The organism is Flavobacterium sp. (assembly GCF_040383245.1).
Lineage (GTDB): Bacteria > Bacteroidota > Bacteroidia > Flavobacteriales > Flavobacteriaceae > Flavobacterium.
The window spans coordinates 44,039-65,026 of record NZ_JBEIDX010000005.1 but is presented as its reverse complement, the minus strand read 5'-3'; the positions used below and the strand labels follow the sequence as shown (position 1 = coordinate 65,026).

21 protein-coding genes are annotated in these 20,988 nt (G+C 32.8%); 12 read left to right on the top strand and 9 right to left on the bottom strand.

The window, feature by feature from the left end:
- The first annotated feature begins 75 nt into the window (after positions 1-75).
- The 3 genes from ABWO08_RS03800 to ABWO08_RS03790 are packed head-to-tail and all read left to right on the top strand — an operon-like array spanning position 76 to position 3,792.
- On the top strand, positions 76-1,734 hold the full coding sequence (locus tag ABWO08_RS03800; protein WP_353083728.1) for a peptide MFS transporter: 1,659 nt from the start codon (positions 76-78) through the stop codon (positions 1,732-1,734).
- Positions 1,735-1,738: 4 nt separating this feature from the next.
- Positions 1,739-3,250 carry a peptide MFS transporter gene (locus ABWO08_RS03795; RefSeq protein WP_353083727.1) on the top strand — a complete coding sequence of 504 codons (1,512 nt, stop codon included), beginning with the start codon at positions 1,739-1,741 and terminating at the stop codon, positions 3,248-3,250.
- Positions 3,251-3,288: 38 nt separating this feature from the next.
- Entirely contained in the window at positions 3,289-3,792 is a 504-nt protein-coding gene (locus tag ABWO08_RS03790; protein WP_353083726.1) for a thioredoxin family protein, read from the top strand.
- Here the strand turns inward: ABWO08_RS03790 and ABWO08_RS03785 are convergent.
- The 6 genes from ABWO08_RS03785 to surE form a co-directional block, all read right to left on the bottom strand.
- The gene (locus ABWO08_RS03785; protein WP_353083725.1) at positions 3,787-4,224 is read right to left on the bottom strand and encodes a hypothetical protein; all 438 of its coding nucleotides are present in this window, start codon (positions 4,222-4,224) and stop codon (positions 3,787-3,789) included. The genes ABWO08_RS03790 and ABWO08_RS03785 overlap by 6 nt on opposite strands.
- Before the next feature lie 33 nt (positions 4,225-4,257).
- Positions 4,258-5,817, bottom strand: a complete 1,560-nt coding sequence (locus ABWO08_RS03780) for a ComEC/Rec2 family competence protein (RefSeq protein WP_353083724.1) — start codon at positions 5,815-5,817, stop codon at positions 4,258-4,260.
- Positions 5,818-5,857: 40 nt separating this feature from the next.
- Positions 5,858-6,067 (bottom strand): YgaP family membrane protein, encoded by a 210-nt coding sequence (locus ABWO08_RS03775; RefSeq protein WP_353083723.1) that lies wholly within the window; start codon positions 6,065-6,067, stop codon positions 5,858-5,860.
- Positions 6,068-6,150: 83 nt separating this feature from the next.
- A complete protein-coding gene (gene lpxB, locus ABWO08_RS03770; RefSeq protein WP_353083722.1) occupies positions 6,151-7,263 on the bottom strand; it encodes a lipid-A-disaccharide synthase in 1,113 nt (370 codons plus the stop codon).
- Between the two features lie 10 nt (positions 7,264-7,273).
- On the bottom strand, positions 7,274-7,543 hold the full coding sequence (locus tag ABWO08_RS03765) for a hypothetical protein (protein WP_353083721.1): 270 nt from the start codon (positions 7,541-7,543) through the stop codon (positions 7,274-7,276).
- A 10-nt stretch (positions 7,544-7,553) separates the two neighbouring features.
- Positions 7,554-8,324, bottom strand: coding sequence for a 5'/3'-nucleotidase SurE (gene surE / locus ABWO08_RS03760; protein WP_353083720.1), 771 nt, complete (start codon positions 8,322-8,324; stop codon positions 7,554-7,556).
- Between the two features lie 158 nt (positions 8,325-8,482).
- Here surE and ABWO08_RS03755 point away from each other — a divergent pair, with 158 nt between their 5' ends.
- The gene (locus tag ABWO08_RS03755; protein ID WP_353083719.1) at positions 8,483-10,753 is read left to right on the top strand and encodes a carboxy terminal-processing peptidase; all 2,271 of its coding nucleotides are present in this window, start codon (positions 8,483-8,485) and stop codon (positions 10,751-10,753) included.
- Between the two features lie 63 nt (positions 10,754-10,816).
- Here ABWO08_RS03755 and ABWO08_RS03750 read toward each other — a convergent pair whose 3' ends face one another.
- The 3 genes from ABWO08_RS03750 to ABWO08_RS03740 all read right to left on the bottom strand — a co-directional run bounded on the left by ABWO08_RS03750 (position 10,817) and on the right by ABWO08_RS03740 (position 13,985).
- Positions 10,817-12,976 carry a polyribonucleotide nucleotidyltransferase gene (locus tag ABWO08_RS03750; protein WP_353083718.1) on the bottom strand — a complete coding sequence of 720 codons (2,160 nt, stop codon included), beginning with the start codon at positions 12,974-12,976 and terminating at the stop codon, positions 10,817-10,819.
- A 131-nt stretch (positions 12,977-13,107) separates the two neighbouring features.
- Positions 13,108-13,377: a 30S ribosomal protein S15 gene (gene rpsO / locus ABWO08_RS03745; RefSeq protein ID WP_353083717.1), complete on the bottom strand. Its 270-nt coding sequence runs from the start codon at positions 13,375-13,377 to the stop codon at positions 13,108-13,110.
- 152 nt (positions 13,378-13,529) lie between these two features.
- Complete coding sequence (locus ABWO08_RS03740) at positions 13,530-13,985, bottom strand: XrtF-associated fRMsr-like GAF protein (protein WP_353083716.1); 456 nt, start codon at positions 13,983-13,985, stop codon at positions 13,530-13,532.
- Positions 13,986-14,058: 73 nt separating this feature from the next.
- Here ABWO08_RS03740 and xrtF point away from each other — a divergent pair, with 73 nt between their 5' ends.
- From xrtF to ABWO08_RS03700, 8 genes are read left to right on the top strand one after another with little or no spacing between them, the layout of a single operon-like run.
- Positions 14,059-14,616, top strand: coding sequence for an exosortase family protein XrtF (xrtF, locus tag ABWO08_RS03735; RefSeq protein WP_353083715.1), 558 nt, complete (start codon positions 14,059-14,061; stop codon positions 14,614-14,616).
- Entirely contained in the window at positions 14,591-15,037 is a 447-nt protein-coding gene (locus ABWO08_RS03730; protein WP_353083714.1) for an exosortase F system-associated membrane protein, read from the top strand. The genes xrtF and ABWO08_RS03730 overlap by 26 nt, the downstream gene beginning before the upstream one ends.
- A 38-nt stretch (positions 15,038-15,075) precedes the next feature.
- On the top strand, positions 15,076-15,918 hold the full coding sequence (locus tag ABWO08_RS03725) for a restriction endonuclease (RefSeq protein WP_353083712.1): 843 nt from the start codon (positions 15,076-15,078) through the stop codon (positions 15,916-15,918).
- Complete coding sequence (locus ABWO08_RS03720; RefSeq protein WP_353083711.1) at positions 15,908-17,263, top strand: MBL fold metallo-hydrolase RNA specificity domain-containing protein; 1,356 nt, start codon at positions 15,908-15,910, stop codon at positions 17,261-17,263. The genes ABWO08_RS03725 and ABWO08_RS03720 overlap by 11 nt, the downstream gene beginning before the upstream one ends.
- 35 nt (positions 17,264-17,298) lie before the next feature.
- Positions 17,299-17,700 carry an HYC_CC_PP family protein gene (locus tag ABWO08_RS03715; RefSeq protein ID WP_353083710.1) on the top strand — a complete coding sequence of 134 codons (402 nt, stop codon included), beginning with the start codon at positions 17,299-17,301 and terminating at the stop codon, positions 17,698-17,700.
- Positions 17,701-17,752: 52 nt separating this feature from the next.
- Positions 17,753-19,759 (top strand): TonB-dependent receptor plug domain-containing protein, encoded by a 2,007-nt coding sequence (locus tag ABWO08_RS03710; RefSeq protein WP_353083709.1) that lies wholly within the window; start codon positions 17,753-17,755, stop codon positions 19,757-19,759.
- Between the two features lie 46 nt (positions 19,760-19,805).
- Positions 19,806-20,150 (top strand): heavy-metal-associated domain-containing protein, encoded by a 345-nt coding sequence (locus tag ABWO08_RS03705; protein WP_353083708.1) that lies wholly within the window; start codon positions 19,806-19,808, stop codon positions 20,148-20,150.
- A 49-nt stretch (positions 20,151-20,199) separates the two neighbouring features.
- Positions 20,200-20,943 (top strand): DUF2490 domain-containing protein, encoded by a 744-nt coding sequence (locus ABWO08_RS03700; protein ID WP_353083707.1) that lies wholly within the window; start codon positions 20,200-20,202, stop codon positions 20,941-20,943.
- Positions 20,944-20,988 lie beyond the last annotated feature (45 nt).

Sequence of the window (20,988 nt, the reverse complement as noted above, 5' to 3'; positions counted from 1 at the left end):
TAAATATTAAATATTTTTTATATCTTTCAAACCTACAAGAATCCTTGTAGGTTTGTTTTTTTAAATCAATTTATTATGTGGAAAAGTCATCCTAAAGCATTGCCTTACTTGTTTTTATCTGAAATGTGGGAGCGTTTCGGTTATTATTTAATGATTGGAATTTTTACTTTATATCTTAAAGATGTCGAAGCAGGATTTGCAATGACAGAAAAAGAAGCTGCCGATTTATATGGAACTTTTATTGCCTTAGTATTTTTAACTCCTTTCATTGGCGGATTGGTTGCAGACAGGTATTTGGGGTATAAAAAATCAATTGTAATAGGTGGAATAATGATGGGTGCCGGTTATTTTATGATGGGAATTCATAGTCTTCCAATGCTTTATTTAGCCATGACATTAGTAATTGTTGGTAATGGATTTTTCAAACCAAATATCTCTACACTATTAGGTAATTTCTACAACGAAGACCAATACAAAGAAAAGAAAGATGAAGGCTATAATATTTTCTATATGGGAATTAATGTTGGTGCTTTTATTTGTAATTTCTTTGGTGCAGCATTGCAAATTTTATTAGGTTGGCAATACGCATTTATGGCAGCAGGTCTTGGAATGTTCATTGGAGTAATCGTGTTCCTTTTGGGTACAAAACACTACGGTGATAAAACTGAAAAGAAAGGGATTCAAGAAGGCGATATGCCATTTTCAAAAATCGTAATGTACATCCTAGTTCCATCAGTAGTTTTTGGAGTAATTGGTTGGCTAATAAAAGGAGTTCAATCCGATCTTAATCTTGATAGTTCGATTTTTGGATCAGACAGTACCGATGCTTTTATTTTTGCATGTATTCCTGTTATTTACTTTTATGGAAGTTTGTTTTTTAAAGCAAAACCAGAAGAAAAAAGACCAATTGGAGCTTTGCTTTCAATCTTTGCAGTTGTAATTTTATTTTGGGCAGTTTTCAAATTAAATGGATCAGCATTAACAACTTGGGCGGACAGATATACCGATAGAGAAATAACCGGAACTACTCAAACAGTATTTAGCAATTTAAAATTAGCTAAAGACATTGAATACAAAAAAGATTCAACTGAATTATACGACGCAAGTTTTAGACTTCAAAAAGAAAATGGAGAAGTGAAAAAAGTTGTAGATTATCCTGTTTATTTTAGAAATGTTCACAAAGAAAAAACACCTGCAGAAGGAAGCAAAATAAGTATTTGGGCAACCAACTTAAGTCAATCCATCAATCCGGGTTGGGTAATATTATTAACGCCGCTTGTAGTTGCCTTTTTCACTTATTTAAGAAGTAGAAAAAAAGAACCTTCCACACCAACAAAAATTGCGTTCGGTTTATTAATTTCTGCATTATCCGTTTTAGTAATGATTGCAGCAGTTCATATTGGCAACAACGGAATGGAAAAAGTATCCGTTTGGTGGTTGGTAGCTAATTACGGAATCATAACAATTGGTGAATTATTTCTAAGTCCGATGGGATTATCAATCGTTTCAAAATTATCTCCAAAAAACATAACTGCTTTAATGATGGGTGGATGGTTCCTTTCAACTTCAATTGGAAATAAATTATCCGGAGTATTAGCAAGTATGTGGGATCAATATGATGACAAAGCAAATTTCTTTTGGGTGAACTTCGGTTTATTGCTTTTTGCAACGGTATTAATGTTTGCCTTAGTGAGAAATTTAAACAAAGTAATGAAAGACCACGGAATCAATTAATATTATGAAAGAAATTCAAACATTAGAAGAAATTCAAAACTTTAAAGGGAAATATCCAAAACAGCTTTGGTATTTATTTTTTAGTGAAATGTGGGAACGTTTTTGTTTCTATGGAATGCGTGGCATGCTTGTGGTATTTATGGTAAGCCATTTGGGCATGGATGAAACAGTTGCTAATCTTCAATATGGTGCTACACAAGCTTGGGTTTATGCCTTTACATTTATTGGAGGTTTATTTGCAGATAAAATTCTTGGGTTAAGAAAATCCCTTTTTTGGGGTGGGCTGTTAATGATTATTGGAAGTATCATTTTAGCGATTGATCCGATAAATTACTTTTTTATTGGAATTGGTTTTACAATTGTTGGAACTGGTTTTTTTAAGCCAAATATATCTTCTATGGTTGGGCAATTATATAAAGAAGGAGATAATCGAACCGATGCAGGCTTTTCTTTCTTTTACATGGGAGTAAATCTTGGAGCCTTAATTGGAGGTTACATTTGTATTGCTGTTGCAGAAGGATCCTTGTGGCAATCATTAGTTCCAGAACATTTAAGATGGAATGTAGGATTTGGATTTGCAGCATTAGTGATGATTATTAGTCTACTAACTTTTACACAAACACAAAAAAGTTTAGGGCCAATCGGACTTTCACCATTAGAAAATATTGAAAAATCAAAAAGAAAAACCTTAGAAATTGCCACTTTCATTGGTTCGCTTCTAATTATTCCGATAATTATATTAATGGTTGAAAACACAGAATACACCAAATGGTTTATGATTTTCATTGGACCGATTTCTATTCTTTATTTGATCTACGAAATGCGGAATTTTAGTATTTCAGAAAATAAAAAATTAGTTGCTGCGGTAGTATTTATGTTGTTCTCAATCGTCTTTTGGGCGTTTTTCGAACAAAGCGGTGGATCCCTAAGTCTATTTGCTGCTAATAACTTAAACAATACAATAGCCGGAGTAGAATTGAGTCCGAATGGAGTAAACAACTCAGCCAACTCCTTTTTTGTTATTGGATTTGCTGCATTGGTTGGATTAGTTTGGTTGTGGATGGGCAAACGAAAAATTGAGCCCAACACGGTTATCAAATTCGGGATTTCCTTCTTATTCCTTGCCGGAGGTTTTTGGATATTTTATTATTCCAAATTTTTTGCTGGTGCCGATGGAAAAACATCTTTAGGATTATTCACATTTGGATGGTTCATAATCACTTTTGGAGAATTATGTTTATCCCCAATTGGAATGTCAGCAATGACAAAACTTTCTCCCAAGAAAACCCAAGCCGTAATTATGGGAATGTGGTTTTTAGCTAGTTCTTATGGTCAGTATTTTGCCGGATTATTGGGAGCTAATATTGCAGAAGCTTCAGAAAAATCTTCTAATGCAGCCAAACTTATTGTATATGCAGATGGCTATAAACAATTAGGTCTTTATGCGCTTATAGCGGGGATAGTTTTAATTGCAATTTCACCATTAATAAAAAAATTAATGCAGGAAGTAAAATAATTTTGTACTTTCGGCATTGTAAAAAACAATGAATTTATATGAGAAAAATATTATTAATAGCACTATTTTTTGCTGCGACTATTTCGGTTAAAGCGCAAGAAGGTCTTAAATGGTATAGTGATATCAATCAAGCAATTGAAGTTTCTAGACAAGAACAAAAACCATTATTTTTATTTTTTACAGGAAGTGATTGGTGCGGATGGTGTGTAAGATTACAAAATGAAGTTTTCAAAACTCCCGAATTTATTTCTTGGGCAAAAGAACATGTGGTTTTAGTAGATTTAGATTTTCCAAGAAGAACGCCGCAATCAGATGCTCTAAAATCTCAAAATAATCAATTGCAACAAATGTTTAAGGTGCAAGGATTTCCAACAGTTTGGTTTGTAAAACCGCAAATTAAAGAGGAAGGAAAAATTAATTTAGAACAATTAGGAAGTTCCGGATATCTAGCTGGAGGGCCAACCGTTTGGATTAAAAGTGCCAATGAAATTCTTAAAAACTTTGTCGCAGATCCAAAACCTGCAAAAGCAAAAAAATCATAACTTATAAAATCCCTTTTCGGCAGTATTGTGAAAAGGGATTTTTTGTTTTTTACAAGTCGCTTTCCATAGTTTGCAATAATATTTATAATTGGAACCGTCTGCTACCACTAACTTCGGCTTAATGATTTGCAATGCCTTTTCCATATTTGTTTTTGGATTGTTTACCAATAATAAAATGTCCGGAGCTACAGTTGACAAATATTTACCTTCACGATCAATTACCAGTATTTTTTTTCGTTTAAAATAAATTAAATTAGCAAGGGAATCTTTAGCTTTTAAATCACAAGAATTACCAACCAAATAGGAATTCAAAGCTAAATTTGCATAGTTGTTATTTGGTAAAATATTTGAAGAATAAACCGAAACCTGATCTCCATAACGCTTGGTTATTACACTTGCCGCTTTACAATTGAAAACAAGTAATTCCTCCACTTTTTGATTAAAATATTTTATTGAAATTGCTAATTATTGCAAACTTATAGTCACAAATAATACAACCAATAATTTTTTGAAAGTTGGTTTCTTAAACCAAATTATAACACAGAAAATTAAAACATACAATCCCCACATTATATATATTGAAAGTGGAATGTCTTTAAACACAAACCCTTCAAAAGAAGCAACCCACGCGATAACTTTATTTAAAAGCCAAATACTCCATTCCAAAGCTTTTAACAAGGGCAACCAAATCCAATCAAACGCTGCAAGAAACATCACAATTGCTCCAAGACCTAAAATCAAAGACATCCCAGGAAGGATAACCAAATTGGTTACAAAAAACAACCCAGGAAATTGATGAAAATAATAAATACTCATAGGGAATGTGCCTATTTGAGCTGCAAATGAAACCGTGATTATATCCCACAAATAACTGGTCAATTTATATTTGGGTGTCCAAAGTGAAGCCAATAATGGCTGTAGCCAAACAATAAAATATAGCGCAACATAACTCAACTGAAAACCAACATCCATTAAAAAAGAAGGCTGAAATAACAAAATAAGCAAGGCTGAAATGGCTATCGTATTATAAATATTAACGCTCCGTCGAAGAAACATTCCAACGGCTACAAATGAAAACATAGTAACCGAACGAACTACCGAAGGCGCAAAACCAGCTAACAATCCAAAGGCCCATAAAAATGTAATTACAATAATTAATTTTACCAATGCTCCGCTCCTGCTGTTTGGAAATGGTTTTAATAAAAAGGTAATGAAAAGTAAAATAAATCCAACATGTAGACCCGAAACCGACAAAACATGAACGGCACCGGCGTATTGATAATCGCGAACAATTTCGGGAGAAATATCTTGTTGCTGTCCTAGGATTAGAGCCACCACAACACTCAATTCTGATTTATGAAAATGATTTTTTTCTAAGTTTTGTATGATTTTATTACGCAATAAACTGGCATAATAAAACACGTTTTTTTCTTTTATTCGACTGCTCTTTATTGAGGTTGTATTAACATACATTTGACAATAAATATGTTGATTCTCAAGATATTTTCCATAATCAAATTGATTCGGATTCATTGGGGGCTTGGTTTTTCTAATCGTTCCAACAGCTTGAAGTTTAGACCCAATATCTATTTTAAGAGGCGTTGATTTCTTTAAATTTAAAAGTACTTTACCGCAAGTAGCTTTTCCGTCTAATGAAATTATTTGGGCAACATACCGATTGGAAACTGCAGTGGTTTTAAGTTTTTCTTTTATAATTAATACAACAGCACAATTCTTATTTTGATTAGAAATGAAGTGAATGTAATGTGTTTTATTGCGGGTAGGATCTTGAGTGACTGTGGTGAAAATTCCTATAAATAAAGCAGTACTCAATGCTGTAATTCCAAAAAGATTAGTAATTACTAATTTTGATTTAGCATAAAAATAAACACTAAATAAAGTAAGTAAACTTAAAAGTACTGCAATTAAAGAGAATAAAAAAGCCGGTTTTGTATAATGGGCAATTAATAACCCAAGTACAAAACTGGCTGTAATTTTAATTAATGGAAATTGTAATACCCTCATAACTAAAAGGTACCACAAAAAATTAAGTTGTTAAAGAAAATTATTTCTTTTCTTTAGATCTGGTATCAATTCCAAAGGGAAGATATAACGGACAAGAGCCAATCAAACTAACCAATGACAAAACAGCTGCGACTGCCAATAATACAATTCCTAAAGTTCCTGAGATTTTTCCTAATAAATACAATACGACAATGATTGCTGCTACAATAAAGCGAAGAATTTTATCAACGCCACCCATGTTTTTTTTCATCTGTTAGTAAATTAAAGTTAATAATTTACTCAAATGTATCTGTAAATAATTCATTGAATGTAACTTAGGTTACAACTTGAAAATTATGAAATTGATTTTACAATTAACTTGGCTGTGGTTGCACTTGCTCCTACTCCTCCTAGTTTTTGCTCTAGTTGATCGTATTTTTCTAAAAGTTTTATACGATAATTAGGGTCTAATATTTTAGTCAATTCTGATTTAATCCGTGCCGTATTACAGTCTTCCTGAATTAATTCGGTTACCACTTCTTCATCCATAATAAGATTTACGAGCGAAATGTATTTAAGTGTAATTATTCGTTTGGCTATTTGATACGACAGCCAACTTCCTTTATAACAAACCACTTCAGGAACTTTAAAAAGAGCGGTCTCAAGAGTTGCAGTACCCGAAGTTACTAGAGCAGCATGGGCATGACTTAGCAAATTATAGGTTTCATTAGAAATAAACTTAATGTTTTTCCCTTTCAAAAAAGGTTCATAAAATGAATACTCCTGACTTGGCGCACCGGCTATTACAAATTGGTAATCAGGAAAATCATTTCCAACGCTCAACATTAAAGTCAGCATTTTAGAAATTTCTTGTTTTCTACTACCCGGTAATATAGCAATTATAGGTCTTTCGTCTAGGTTATTTTGTTTTCTAAAAGTAACCGCATCAATTGTTTCTCTGTTATGAATGGCATCAATAAGTGGATGTCCTACAAATTCAACAGGAAAGTGGTGTTTCTTTTCGTAAAAATCTTTTTCAAAAGGCAGAATTACATACAATTTATCAAAATCTCTTTTGATGTCTTTTATTCTGCTTTCTTTCCAAGCCCAAATTTGTGGAGAAATATAATAATGAGTTGGAATGCCTTTCAGTTTCGCCCATTTTGCAATGCGCATATTGAATCCGGGGTAGTCAATAAATATTAAAACATCGGGTTGAAATTGTTCAATATCGGTTTTACAAAGCTTAATATTTCTGAAAATAGTTTTGAGATTCAGAACCACCTCAGCAAATCCCATAAATGCCAATTCACGGTAGTGTTTTACTAATGTTCCGCCCACTTGCTGCATTAAATCTCCGCCCCAAAAACGAATATCGGCAGTTGGATCTTCCTTATAAAGAGCCTTCATTAAATTGGAACCGTGTAAATCTCCTGATGCTTCTCCTGCTATGATGTAATATTTCATATTGCTGAAATTATTTAAAAAGCACTGTTGCTAAAGCTAAAATTATAGTGGCTAGGACAATTCCGCGTGCCATTAATTCTTTGTCTTTTTTTAGTAAATAGAAAAAAATCAAAATATTAATTATGGCGCCAAGCGTAATTACTTTACCCATTATTCCTGGTTCATGAATTACAAATTTTAAATATTGAAATTTGGTAAAAGTCAATAAGAATAGGAACGCACCCGCACTTGCAGCAAGTATACCAATTATAAATCCAATAAATAAATCTGATTTTTTCATTTAAATAAAATTAAAAATTCCAAGTGTTTAATGTCTGAATAGCATGGTAAGCCGTTAAATCAAACTGTACTGGAACTATAGAAATATAATTATTTGCTAACGCCCATTCATCTGTATCGGTTCCTTTATCCAAATTAATAAATTCACCTGTTAACCAATAATATTCTTTTCCAAATGGAGTAACACGTTTGTCAAATTTTTCTTCCCAATTGGCTTTCGCCTGGCGGCAAATTTTAATTCCCTTTATTTCATGGGTTTTCAATTTAGGCAAATTAACATTCAATACCGTTCCGTCTGGCAAACCATTTTTAAGAACTTGGGCTGCTATATTTTTAATAAAAGGCTTAGCCGATTCAAAATCAGCATCCCAGTTATAATCCAATAATGAAAATCCAATTGCAGGAATCCCCTCAATACCTGCCTCAACAGCAGCACTCATTGTGCCTGAATAAATCACATTTATTGAAGAATTCGAACCATGATTTACTCCTGAAACACACAAGTCGGGTTTTTGTTTTAATATTTCGTTCACTGCCATTTTCACACAATCGGCTGGAGTTCCAGAGCAACTGTATTCGGTTACCGAAGCTTCATTATTTGAAATTTTATTCAAATGTAAGGTACTGTTTATAGTTATGGCATGCCCCATTGCACTTTGTGGACTGTCGGGAGCAACCACCACTACATCGCCAAGTTCTTGCATTACAGCTATTAAGGCTCTTATTCCAGGAGCAGAAATTCCGTCGTCGTTGGTGACTAATATTAAAGGTTTTTTTGGCATTATTGGTGCTTTTTAGTGTAACAAAAGTAATTAATTTGAGTCTTATTCTGTTACAATTTTAATAACTTTGAAGTCAAACCTTGGTTTTAACAAAAAATTATGCGCACCACTACTTTTATGGCCTATTTTTTTGTGTAAATTAGTGCAAAAAATAATTAATGAATACAATTATTCAATTTATGAAAAGATATTATAAAATAATAGTACTTGTACTAGCGATTTCGCTTGGCCTTTGGAGTTTTGTCCCAAAAACAAGTTCCGATCCCGAAAAAGACAAACTTTTATTAGAACTATTAACTTATGTAATTGAAAAAGGACATTACAGTCCGGCTGCTATAGATGATAATTTTTCTAAAGGGGTTTATAAAGACTATTTTGAAGCAATTGACCCTTCAAAAAGATTCTTTTTGCAATCGGATATGGATGAATTTTCAAAATATGAATTGGAAATTGATGATCAAATAAAAAACAAAGATCTTTCATTCTTTAATTTAACCTATACTCGTTTAATAAAACGAATGGAAGAAGGCAAAGAATATTATAAATCTGCTTTAAAAAATCCAATCGATTATTCGGTTAACGAAAACATAAACACCGATTATGAAAAAGCGCCTTATTGCAATTCTGAAGAAGAATTAAAAGAGCGTTGGAGAAAACAAATAAAACTTACTACGCTAGCTTCATTGGTTGAAAAACAAAAGATTCAAGAAGAATTAATTAAAAATAAAAATAAAACTCCGGAAGAAAAATTAGCAGAATACAGAAAAAAACAAGGTGCTAATTTAAACAAAGAAGCAGAGGCAAAATTCATTGAAGGTCTTTCAAAAAAAGATACCATTTCTACAAAAACATTTGCAGAAATGGAAAAACAAACCAGAATAACTGCTGAAAAATCTCTTGATGACACCTTTACTTTTATTAAAGATTTAAATAAAGAGGATTGGTTTGGAATCTTCCTAAATATAATTGCAACTCGTTTTGACCCTCACACTTCTTATTTTCCTGCTGATGAAAAAGAAAAATTTGATGTGAGCATGAGTGGAAAATTAGAAGGTATTGGTGCTCGTTTACAAAAGAAAAACGATTACACTGAAATTACCGAATTAATTTCTGGTGGGCCTGCTTGGAAACAAAAAGAACTTGAAGCAGGAGATTTAGTTTTGAAAGTGGCACAAGGTGACAATGAGCCTGTGGATGTTGTTGGGATGCGAATTGATGATGTAGTTAAAAAGATTAAAGGACCAAAAGGCACCGAAGTTCGATTAACTGTAAAAAAACAAGACGGATCGATCAAGGTAATCACTATTATTAGAGACGAAGTAGAAATTGAAGAAACTTATGCTAAATCAAGTATTGTAGAAAAAAACGGAGTTAAATACGGAATTATTTATTTACCAAAATTCTATATTGATTTTGTTGACAAAGACAGTCGCGACGCAGGAAAAGATATTGCAATTGAAGTAAAACGTTTGAAAAATGAAGGCGTTCAAGGAATTGTGATGGATGTTAGAGATAATGGTGGTGGATCGTTAAAAACTGTGGTGGACATTGGTGGATTATTCATTGAAAAAGGTCCGATTGTTCAAATTAAATCGGCTGCAGGTAAAAAAGAAGTGCTTTATGATAATGATCCAAAAGTGGAATGGGATGGTCCTTTAGTTATTATGACTAATGAATTCTCTGCTTCAGCATCAGAGATATTAGCAGCTGCAATGCAAGATTATAAACGCGCAGTAGTTATTGGAAGCAAACAAACCTATGGCAAAGGTACCGTTCAAAATGTAATCGACTTAAATCAATTTGTTAGAGGAAGCACTTATGGAGATTTAGGTGCGCTAAAAACTACTACTCAAAAATTCTATAGAATTAATGGAGGTTCAACTCAATTAGAAGGAGTTAAAAGCGACATCGTAATGCCAGATGCTTATGCGTATTTAAAAATGGGAGAACGCGATGTAGATAATGCGATGCCTTGGGATAAAATTGACGCAGCTGATTATTCATTATGGAACAAACAACTGAATTTAGACTTAGCCATTGCAAATAGCAAAAAACGATTAGCGGCTAATCCGCAAATGCAACTTATTGATGAAAATGCAAAATGGCGTGAAGAGCGAAGTAAAGAAGATGTGTACAGCTTGCAAATTGATAAATTCAAACAAGAGCAAAAGCAATTGGAAGAAAGCAACAAAAAATACAAATCTATTGAAGATTACAACAACAAATTAAAATTCAAATCGTTGCCTTATGAAGAGGTTCAAATAGCAACTGACGTAACTTTAAAAGAAAAAAGAAACAGATGGCACGAAAGTTTATCTAAAGATATTTACATTGAAGAAGCCATTCATGTATTAGATGATTTGCAACCAACAGCTGCAAAAAAAGAATTAAATACCAAATTGAAAAAAGCAAAAGGGATTAAATCATAATCCTATTATTCCATAAAAAAAGCCCCAACATTCGTTGGGGCTTTTTTATTATATAAGAATAAACTACTCTGCTTTTGGAGCGGTTTTGTTTTCTTCTCTTGGAGGTCTTGGTAAAAGTGCTTTTTTAGACACTTTTTCTTTTCTTGTTTTAGGATCTACACCTAAGTATTTCACCATAAACACATCACCCATGTTTACTACATCGGCAACATTTTCAGTTCTTTCCCAAGCCAATTCAGACACGTGTAATAATACTTCATTTCCTGGAGCAGCAGTATATTCTACTACAGCACCAAAGTCAAGCATTTTAATTACTTTCACTTCATATGCCTCACCCATTGCTGGTTTGAATATGATTGAATCTATTTTAGCTAATACAGTTGCTATTCCATCTGGATCAGTTCCTAGAATTTCTACAACTCCTTGCTCGTCTACTTCGTTAATAACGATAGTACAACCCGTAGCTTTTTGTAATTCTTGAATTACTTTTCCACCAGGACCAATTAAGGCTCCGATAAAGTTTCCAGGAATAGTTCTCATGATGATTTTTGGAGCATGTTTTTTAACATCTGCTCTTGGAGTAGCAATAGTTTCGGTAAGTTTACTTAATATATGCAATCTTCCATCACGCGCTTGTCCTAATGCTTGTTCCATAATGTCATAACGCAATCCTTCGATTTTGATATCCATTTGGCAAGCTGTAATTCCGTCTTTTGTTCCGGTTACTTTAAAGTCCATATCTCCTAAGTGATCTTCATCTCCTAAGATATCAGATAATACAGCAAATTTTTCTCCGTCTGTAATTAATCCCATAGCAATACCAGAAACTGGTTTTACCATTTGAACTCCAGCATCCATTAACGCCATTGTTCCAGCACAAACCGTTGCCATAGAAGAAGAACCATTAGATTCTAAAACTTCAGAAACGATACGAATTGTGTAAGGACAATCTGCAGGAATCATATTTTTTAAAGCACGTTGTGCTAAGTTTCCGTGTCCAACTTCTCTTCTTGAAGTTCCTCTTAGAGGTTTAGCTTCTCCAGTAGAAAATGGAGGGAAGTTATAATGTAAATAGAATTTTTCTTCACCTTGTTCTGATGGTGAATCAATTTGATTTGCTTCTCTTGAAGTTCCTAAAGTAACTGTAGCTAAAGCTTGAGTTTCTCCACGTGTAAATAAAGACGATCCGTGAACCGATGGAAGGTAATCTGTTTCACACCAAATTGGTCTGATTTCAGTAGTTTTTCTTCCGTCTAAACGTTGTCCTTTCTCAAGAATTACATTACGAACTGCTTCTTTGTTGGTTTTATAAAAATATTTACCAACTAAACCAGATAAATCTGCATTTTCAGCATATTCTTCTTCAGAAAATAAAGCTTTGCATTCGTCTTTAACTGCAGCAAATTTTTCGCTTCTTTCACTTTTTCCTGAAGCCTCTTGTGCAATCGCGTAACATTTATCGTAAGCAGCTGCTTTTACTTTTTTGTAAACTGCTTCATCTTCAACTTCACCTTCATAAGTTCTGTAAGCTGGAGAACCAACTGACTCACGAAGACGTTGTTGTGCTAAAATTTGAGTTTTGATAGCTTCATGAGCAAATTTGATAGCTTCTACCATTTCTGCTTCCGAAATTTCTTTCATTTCTCCTTCTACCATTGCAACTGAATCTAAAGAAGCTCCAATCATCATGTCGATATCAGACTTTTCTAACTCAGTTCTGCTTGGGTTAATTACAAATTTTCCGTCAATACGTGCAACACGAACTTCAGAAATTAAGTTGTAAAAAGGAATATCAGATACTGCTAATGCTGCTGAAGCTGCAAGACCTGCTAATGCATCGGGCATTACATTTTCGTCGTGCGACATTAACTGAATCATCACTTGTGTTTCTGCATGATAATCATCAGGGAAAAGCGGGCGTAACACACGATCAACAAGACGCATGGTTAAAACTTCACTGTCGCTAGGACGTGCTTCTCTTTTGAAAAATCCTCCTGGAAATCTACCAGCAGCTGCAAATTTTTCACGGTAATCTACCGTTAATGGTAAAAAGTCAACAGCTGGATTTGATGTTCTTGCAGATACTGCTGTAGCTAAAAGCATACAATCTCCGCATCTTACAACAACAGAACCATCTGCTTGTTTTGCTAATTTACCTGTTTCGATTGTGATAGATCTTCCATCACCTAAATCGATTGTTTCTTGGGTTACTTTTGGAATCATAAAATTTAATTCGTTAATACAATTAGGTTAGTTGTGTTGTTGTAGTAGTTGTGTTAACCCAATGAAAAACCGAAACTTTCTTATTTATTTTAAAAACAAAAAGAGGCGCGCAAGCACCTCTTATATATGTATTATTTTCTAATACCTAATTCTTTAATAATCTCACGATATCTATTGATATCTTTTTTCTTCAAGTAATCTAAAAGACTTCTTCTTTTACCTACTAAAAGTACTAACGAACGCTCAGTATTGTAATCATGACGATTTTTTTTCAAGTGCTCTGTTAAGTGTGAAATTCTAAATGTAAAAAGTGCAATTTGCCCTTCTGTTGAACCTGTGTTCTCTGCTTTTCCTCCGTGTTTAGCGAAGATTTCAGCTTTTGTTTCTTTAGTTAAATACATTCCAATATTATTTAAATGATTATTATGTATGAATAAAGATTTTCTCTATTCGGGTGCAAAACTACACTTTATTTTTAAATTCACAAGGAAATTAAAGAGTTTATTGAATAATTTTCTACTTTCTACCTCATAATTCTAACCTCATAATAGGATCAAAACAATTTTGCAACTTCCTGATTTACATATTCTAAAAAGCATTCGTCTTTTTCGGTAAACGGATCAATAACATGAGAATCGATATCTATTTGACCAATATTCACTCCATTTACAAACAACGGAACCACGATTTCCGATTTAACCGTGAAGCTACAAGCTATATAATTGTCTTGTGCAGAAACATCGGGCACCACAAAATTTGAGTTAGATTCGGCAACTTGCCCACAAATCCCTTTTCCGAAAGGAATAACCGTATGATCTGTCTCGGCACCAACATACGGACCTAAATGTAGTGTTCTGGCTTCATGATTGGCAAAATAAAACCCAACCCAGTTATAATACGAAACCGAATCCGATAAAAACTGACATAAATTTTTTAATTTATCATCTCTATTTAAGTCATTTTGTGACAACAATTCAGCAACTTTAGGTTTTAATTCGTCAAAATTCATTTTTTACTATTTTTTTTACAAAAGTAACAATTGCAATTTCTTACATTTACATTATAATTGTTAAAATTCAATTTTGAAAGATTATTTCATTCAATATAAACCCTTTTTATTATTTCTTGCCAAATTTGGAGCAAGCTATTTAATTTTGACTTTTATTTATCAAAGTTATTTGAATCAATTTGACACGAAAAAGTTGGAAGTAGATGATTTTACTCAATTGGTAGCCAATCAATCAGAAAAAGTGCTTTCTCTTATTGACAACAATTCCTTCACCGAAAGCAATACCAAAGAAACCAGCGTTAACCTTTATTACAAAGGCAAATGGACCGTACGAGTTATTGAAGGATGCAACGCATTAAGTATAATTATTTTATTTATCAGTTTTATTATTGCATTTAAAGGCAAACTAAAACCTAGCCTGTTGTTCATTATTTGTGGTAGCCTACTTATTCATACTATGAATGTAATACGTATAGCTTTGCTCTGTATAGCTTTATATAATTTTCCAAATAACAAATCTATTTTTCATGATATCATTTTTCCTATAGTAATATACGGAGTTGTTTTTATGCTCTGGATACTTTGGGTAAATAAATACTCTTATTATGCTGAAAAACCTACTACAAAATAAAACCAAAGTATTTTATATTCTGCTTCTATTTTCGTTTCTAGTTGTAATAAGAGCATATGAAAACACCATTTTTTATGATCCGTTGCTAGCCTATTTCAAGAAAAATTACATGCAAACACCACTGCCTGAGCTAAATGTAGTGAAATTGTTTTTTAGCATGGGATTCCGATTTTATTTAAATTCCATTATTTCTATCGGATTATTGAAAGTACTTTTTGATGATTCTAAAGTGGTAAAATTCTCTATTTTTCTATATTCAGTATTCGGAATTCTATTTATGGTTACCTTCTTTTTCATTATATTAAAATTTGGCGAAACCAACAAAATGAATCTATTTTACATTAGAAGGTTCATTATCCAACCCCTTTTATTAATTCTATTTATTCCTGCATTTTATTACCAAAAAAAAATAACTAACTGATTTAATGCGTATCTTTAATAGAGAAAAATACGCACCACATGAAAGTAGTAAAATTTTCTGGAGATATCGTTGAATTTGATCCCGAGAAACTCAAAAAATCGTTATTAAAATCAGGCGCTTCCCTGTTAGCTGTAGATCGTATATTGGTTTCCATTCAGAACCAAATTTACAATGGCATTACGACAAAGCAAATTTACAAAATGGCCTTTGGATTATTAAAAAAAGAATCTAATTCACATGCGGCTCAATATAATCTTCGTGCTGCAATACAAATGCTCGGCCCTGCGGGGTTCTATTTCGAAAAATACATTGCCCGCCTTTTTAATTCTGAAGGATATAAAACCATCACCAACCTAACCTTAGAAGGAAAATGTGTTAGTCACGAGGTGGATGTTGTGCTAAAAAAAGACGAAGAACTGGCAATTGTGGAATGTAAATTTCACGCGAGCAGAGATGTGGTATCTGATGTGAAAATTCCGATGTATATTCTATCTCGCTTCAACGATTTAAAAGATCGAAAACAAACTATTTTCACAAATAGCGATAAGATTTCCAGCTGTTGGATTGTCACCAATAATAGGTTTAGCTCTGATGCTATTGCCTTTGGAAATTGTTCCAATATGAATATGCTCAGTTGGGATTATCCAAAAAAAGATAACTTAAGACATAAGATTGATTCAAGCAAACTTTATCCCGTTACTTGTCTTACCACTTTAACCCTTGCAGAAAAAGACAAATTATTGGTTTTAGATATCATTTTAGCTGGTGAATTAATTCATAATATCCAAAGTTTAGAGCGCATTGGATTATCCCAAAACAGAATAAAAAATGTCTTAAAAGAGGTTACTGAACTATGTAAATATTTAAATCATGAAAGCTAAATTTTTTGGAGGGGCAGGAACCGTAACCGGATCCAAAACAATAATTGAAAGTAACGGAGTACAAATTTTAATTGACTGCGGGCAATTTCAAGGTATAAAACCCTTGCGCGAACTAAACTGGGAACCATTACCTGTTTTACCATCTTCAATAGATTATGTTTTGTTAACACACGGCCATTTAGATCATTGTGGCTGGCTACCCAGATTGGTGAATCAAGGATTTTCCGGAAAAATATTTTGCACTAGTCCAACGAAAGACATTGCAAAATTAATACTTTTAGACAGTGCGAAAATTCAAGAGGAAGAAGCAAACCGAGCAAACGAAGGAAATTATTCAAAACATCAAATTGCAGAACCTTTATATACCGTTGCGCAAGCCGAAGCCGTTTTTTCGCATTTTAGAGTTGTTGAAGAAAACGAAGTGGTTGCTCTTGATGCAGAAATTTCTGCTGTTTTTACAAATGCAGGACACATTCTTGGCGCTTGCACCTTAACTTTAAATTTAGAAAGTAAAACTTTAGTCTTTTCAGGCGACTTAGGAAGAGATAATGATGTGTTAATGTATCCGCCAACCAAACCCAAAAAAGCCGATTATGTATTTATTGAAAGTACCTATGGCAATAGAATACATCCAAAAGAAGAAGTGAAATTACTATTAGAAACCTATGTAAACAATGCCTATTCAAGAGGTGGAACGATTATCATTCCGAGCTTTGCAGTAGAACGAGCACAAACCTTAATGTATATGCTTTGGCAATTAAAAGAAGAAGGCCGCATTCCAAATATCCCCTACATAATTGATACCCCTATGGGAATTAGCGTTTTGGAGATATTCCGAAATAATAAAAAATGGCACAAAATCTCCGTATCTGAATGTGAGAAAATGTGCGCAATGTTTGATATGGTTTCCAATTACCAAGAAACTATTAATTTCATTTATAATAAAAATCCAAAAGTGGTAATTGCAGCAAGCGGAATGATAAACGGCGGTAGAGTTTTAAGTTATTTGGAACGTTATATAAGTTTGCCCGAAACTACCATAATTATAGTTGGCTACCAAGCAGAAGGAACTAGAGGCAGAAAATTATTGGAAGGCGCCAAAGACCTAAAAATTAGAGGAAAATACTATGATGTAAAAGCAAATGTTGTTGAAATTGAAGGACTTTCTGCACATGGCGATCAAAATGATTTATTAAATTGGTTATCAGAAATTGAAAATAAACCCAAAAAAGTATTCCTTGTTCATGGCGAAAATGCTCCGGCAGACGAACTCCGAATTAAAATCAACGAAAGATACGGTTGGGACTGCACCATTCCTTTAATGGGACAAGAATTTGAATTGTAATTTTTTAAGTAATTCAATTTCATTAACTTTGCATCATGAATTTCAGAAAATACATTAATGTTCTAATTGCGCTTTTCCTTTTGGCTTCCAATATGGGAATGTCTTTCAATGTGCATTATTGTGAAGATGAAATTGCCTCTATTACACTAAATACTGCTTCTAACTCATACCAAATTGAAGAAGATTGTTGTGGTGAAGTGGAGAGACAATCAAAATGTTGCAAAAACAAAATAATTAAACCCACGGAAAAGTCGGCACAAGTTCAAGTAAAAACTATTTCTCTTGACGCCGAATATGATTTGGTTTTTAACGAATGGCAACCTGGAAATTATCACGATCATTTTAATTTCCAGTCAAAAGAAACTACCACCTATTATTGCGATGCCAATGCACCGCCTCGCTACCTCTTGTATAGCCAATATACCTTTTACTCCTGATTATACCTAGTTAATTTGTTTCAAACATTTAATAATTGTATAATCTAAATCCATGAAAAAAATAACATTATTCCTGATGTTATTGGTTTATACTTTAAATTTCTCCCAAACTAAATTGGAAGATGTTAAGGTTGAAACTGTAAAAAAAGGAATACGAAAATCGCTTACCACAACTACAAATACATCTTTGGTAAGTAGCAAAGAATTACTCAAAGCTGCTTGTTGCAATCTAGCCGAAAGTTTCGAAACCAATCCGTCAATAGACGTTAATTTTTCGGATGCATTAACGGGAACTAAGCAAATAAAAATGCTTGGTTTAACTTCTCCCTATCTTATGATTACCGAAGAGAATATTCCTTCGGTTCGTGGCGCTTCTCAAGCCTTTGGGTTGTCATTCACTCCCGGAACTTGGGTAGAAAGCATTCAAATCACAAAGGGTGCTGGCAGTGTTGTGAATGGTTATGAAAGTATTTCAGGTCAAATCAACACCGAAATAATTAAACCTGCGGAAGACATTCCGTTTTTTTTGAACGCTTATGGTGCCTCCGATTCTAGATTTGAATTGAATACCCATTTTAATAAAATAGTTTCCAATAATTGGGCCACTAGTTTTTACCTTCATGGAAATACTCGTATTGCAAAAAACGATATGAATAACGACGGATTTTTAGACAATCCTTTAGGGAAACAAATCAATATGGTTAATCGTTGGCAATATTCCAATCCAGAAACGGGCTGGGTTTCGTTTATTAATTTCAAATTTATGAAAGACGAAAAACAAACTGGCCAATTGGAATTTGATAAAAACAGAGACAAATTCACTACCAACTATTGGGGTTCCGAAATAAATTCCAATCGTTTTGATTTTACTTCAAAAGTGGGTTATGTCTTTAAGGATATGCCTTTTCAAAGTATTGGATTTCAAAATGCCTACAGCAACCACAATCAAGATTCTTATTTTGGTTTGAACCAATATGCAATTCAGCAGCAAAGTTATTATTCGAACTTAATTTTTAATTCGATAATCAACAACACCATGCACAAGTTTGCCACCGGATTAAATTTTACTTACGATAAATATGCCGAATTTGTGAACCTAATTGACGTGGGGAGGACCGACAATTCAGTTGGAGGTTTCTTTGAATACACATACGACAACAATGATAAATTCAGTTATATACTTGGCGGAAGATTGGATTATCATAATCGGTTAGGTGTATTTTTTACTCCGAGATTACATGTTAGATATAATCCGTGGGATAAAAGTGTATTTCGATTTTCTGTAGGAAGAGGGAAACGTGCCGCTAACATTTTTGCAGAAAATCAAAATTTATTTGCAAGCTCAAGAACTTTTTCGGTATTGGATACCAATGGAAAAATATATGGATTGAATCCAGAAATTGCATGGAATTATGGCTTTAGTTTTACACAAAATTTTATGCTTTTTGGAAAACCTGCAGATGTAACTTTTGATTTTTATCGTACCGATTTTCAAAATCAAGCTGTTGTAGATATCATGCAAAGTGCGCAGCAAGTTTTGTTTTATAATTTAAAAGGAAAATCATTTGCTAATAGTTTACAGCTGGATTTTAATATTGAATTAAAAAAACATCTAAATATTAGGACAGCCTATAAATATTATGATATTTCAACTGATTACCTATCTGGAAGTTTTCAAAGACCGCTTCAAGCCAAACACCGTTTCTTTGCAAATATTGAATTTGCAACTCATATTAAAGAAAAAGGGAAGCAATGGAAATTTGATTACACTCTAAATTGGTTAGGATCACAACAATTGCCAAATACTGCTACCAATACGATTTCTGAACAATTACCAAATTTATCACCTTCGTTTACAGTAATGAATACACAAATAACTAGAACCTTTTCAAGTGTTTTTGAAGTGTATATAGGTGGAGAAAATATTGGTAATTACCGCCAAGAAAAAGCCATATTGGGATCAAATAATCCTTTTGGCTCGACTTTTGACACCTCGATAATATATGCTCCTGTTTTTGGTCAAATGTATTATGCCGGATTACGATTTAAAATTAAATAAGTCTTTGAAATAATAATATAATAACAATTTAATAATCAATTTTAAAATGAAAAATATTCTCTTTGGATTCTTGTTACTTGCTGTAACATTTTCCGCGCAAGCGCAAGACAAAAAAAATAAAAATGCCAAAATCGATATCGAAGTAAATGGCAATTGTGAATTATGTAAGAAAAGAATTGAAAAGGCGGCCTTTTCTGTATCGGGTATAAAATGGGCGGTTTGGAATATTGAAACCCACCAACTAAATTTGATTTTAAACGAAGAAAAAGCAAGTTTATTGGATGTTAAAAAGGCTGTAGCTAAAGTAGGTCATGATACCGACGAAGTAAAAGCAACTGATGAAGAATATGATAATTTACATGGATGCTGCAAGTATGAAAGAAATAAATAATAAAAACTCACAAAGAAATTAGAGCGTTTTTATTTTGTATTTTTATGCAATGAAAAATTACAGAATAAAATTAAGTGTTATTTTACTATTTGTTTTTTCAACTGTCTTTTATGCTCAAGAGTTGAAACACAATCAATCTAATTGGTTTGCTTATATTGGACAGTATAATGTTTCGAAAAAATGGGGTTATCATATTGAGGCACAATTTAGATTGGATGATAAGTTAAATAGAAGTAATCAAAATCTATTTCGTTTAGGTGGTTTTTACAATCTAAATGAAAAAATAAAATTTTCTATAGGTTATGGATTGATCAATACTTTAAATCCAAATTTAAATGATTATTTCAATGAAGATAGAATATGGGAGCAATTTCAGTATAGTTACAAATGGAAGCAAAACATTAATACCAATCGTTTTCGACTGGAACAGCGTTTTGTAGACAGGTTGGCTCTTGAAAATGGTTCTGTTATAAATTCGGAAACTAACTATCAAAATAGATTACGATATTTAAATAGAAATATATTTCATATCATGAACTTTAAATCGGGTAATGAAGAACTTTATTTAGTGCTTCAAGATGAAGTTTTTATCAATCTTGGAACTAATAAAGTAAATAATCAATTTATAGATCAAAATAGATTTCATATAGGATTTGGGATAAATTATAAAAAGAGTATTCAATTTGAAGTGTCATATATGAATCATTTTATAAATGCAAATATTAATAATGACATTATGAGTCATACTATATCTCTAACATTACTTCAAAATTTAATTCTTTACAAAGAATGATAATTATGTTATATTTTATTCAAAAAAGTGAATAAGATTGCCACA

What these genes read in the sequence shown, in the direction of transcription:
- ABWO08_RS03775 (WP_353083723.1), bottom strand. Translation starts at nt 6,067, where the DNA reads ATGAAAAAAAACATGGGTGGCGTTGATAAAATTCTTCGCTTTATTGTA.
- ABWO08_RS03710 (WP_353083709.1), top strand. Translation starts at nt 17,753, where the DNA reads ATGAAAAAAATAACATTATTCCTGATGTTATTGGTTTATACTTTAAAT.
- ABWO08_RS03790 (WP_353083726.1), top strand. Translation starts at nt 3,289, where the DNA reads ATGAGAAAAATATTATTAATAGCACTATTTTTTGCTGCGACTATTTCG.
- ABWO08_RS03705 (WP_353083708.1), top strand. Translation starts at nt 19,806, where the DNA reads ATGAAAAATATTCTCTTTGGATTCTTGTTACTTGCTGTAACATTTTCC.
- ABWO08_RS03795 (WP_353083727.1), top strand. Translation starts at nt 1,739, where the DNA reads ATGAAAGAAATTCAAACATTAGAAGAAATTCAAAACTTTAAAGGGAAA.
- ABWO08_RS03765 (WP_353083721.1), bottom strand. Translation starts at nt 7,543, where the DNA reads ATGAAAAAATCAGATTTATTTATTGGATTTATAATTGGTATACTTGCT.
- rpsO (WP_353083717.1), bottom strand. Translation starts at nt 13,377, where the DNA reads ATGTATTTAACTAAAGAAACAAAAGCTGAAATCTTCGCTAAACACGGA.
- ABWO08_RS03700 (WP_353083707.1), top strand. Translation starts at nt 20,200, where the DNA reads ATGAAAAATTACAGAATAAAATTAAGTGTTATTTTACTATTTGTTTTT.
- surE (WP_353083720.1), bottom strand. Translation starts at nt 8,324, where the DNA reads ATGCCAAAAAAACCTTTAATATTAGTCACCAACGACGACGGAATTTCT.
- ABWO08_RS03755 (WP_353083719.1), top strand. Translation starts at nt 8,483, where the DNA reads ATGAATACAATTATTCAATTTATGAAAAGATATTATAAAATAATAGTA.
- ABWO08_RS03750 (WP_353083718.1), bottom strand. Translation starts at nt 12,976, where the DNA reads ATGATTCCAAAAGTAACCCAAGAAACAATCGATTTAGGTGATGGAAGA.
- ABWO08_RS03740 (WP_353083716.1), bottom strand. Translation starts at nt 13,985, where the DNA reads ATGAATTTTGACGAATTAAAACCTAAAGTTGCTGAATTGTTGTCACAA.
- ABWO08_RS03780 (WP_353083724.1), bottom strand. Translation starts at nt 5,817, where the DNA reads ATGAGGGTATTACAATTTCCATTAATTAAAATTACAGCCAGTTTTGTA.
- lpxB (WP_353083722.1), bottom strand. Translation starts at nt 7,263, where the DNA reads ATGAAATATTACATCATAGCAGGAGAAGCATCAGGAGATTTACACGGT.
- ABWO08_RS03725 (WP_353083712.1), top strand. Translation starts at nt 15,076, where the DNA reads ATGAAAGTAGTAAAATTTTCTGGAGATATCGTTGAATTTGATCCCGAG.
- ABWO08_RS03800 (WP_353083728.1), top strand. Translation starts at nt 76, where the DNA reads ATGTGGAAAAGTCATCCTAAAGCATTGCCTTACTTGTTTTTATCTGAA.
- ABWO08_RS03730 (WP_353083714.1), top strand. Translation starts at nt 14,591, where the DNA reads ATGCTGAAAAACCTACTACAAAATAAAACCAAAGTATTTTATATTCTG.
- ABWO08_RS03715 (WP_353083710.1), top strand. Translation starts at nt 17,299, where the DNA reads ATGAATTTCAGAAAATACATTAATGTTCTAATTGCGCTTTTCCTTTTG.
- ABWO08_RS03720 (WP_353083711.1), top strand. Translation starts at nt 15,908, where the DNA reads ATGAAAGCTAAATTTTTTGGAGGGGCAGGAACCGTAACCGGATCCAAA.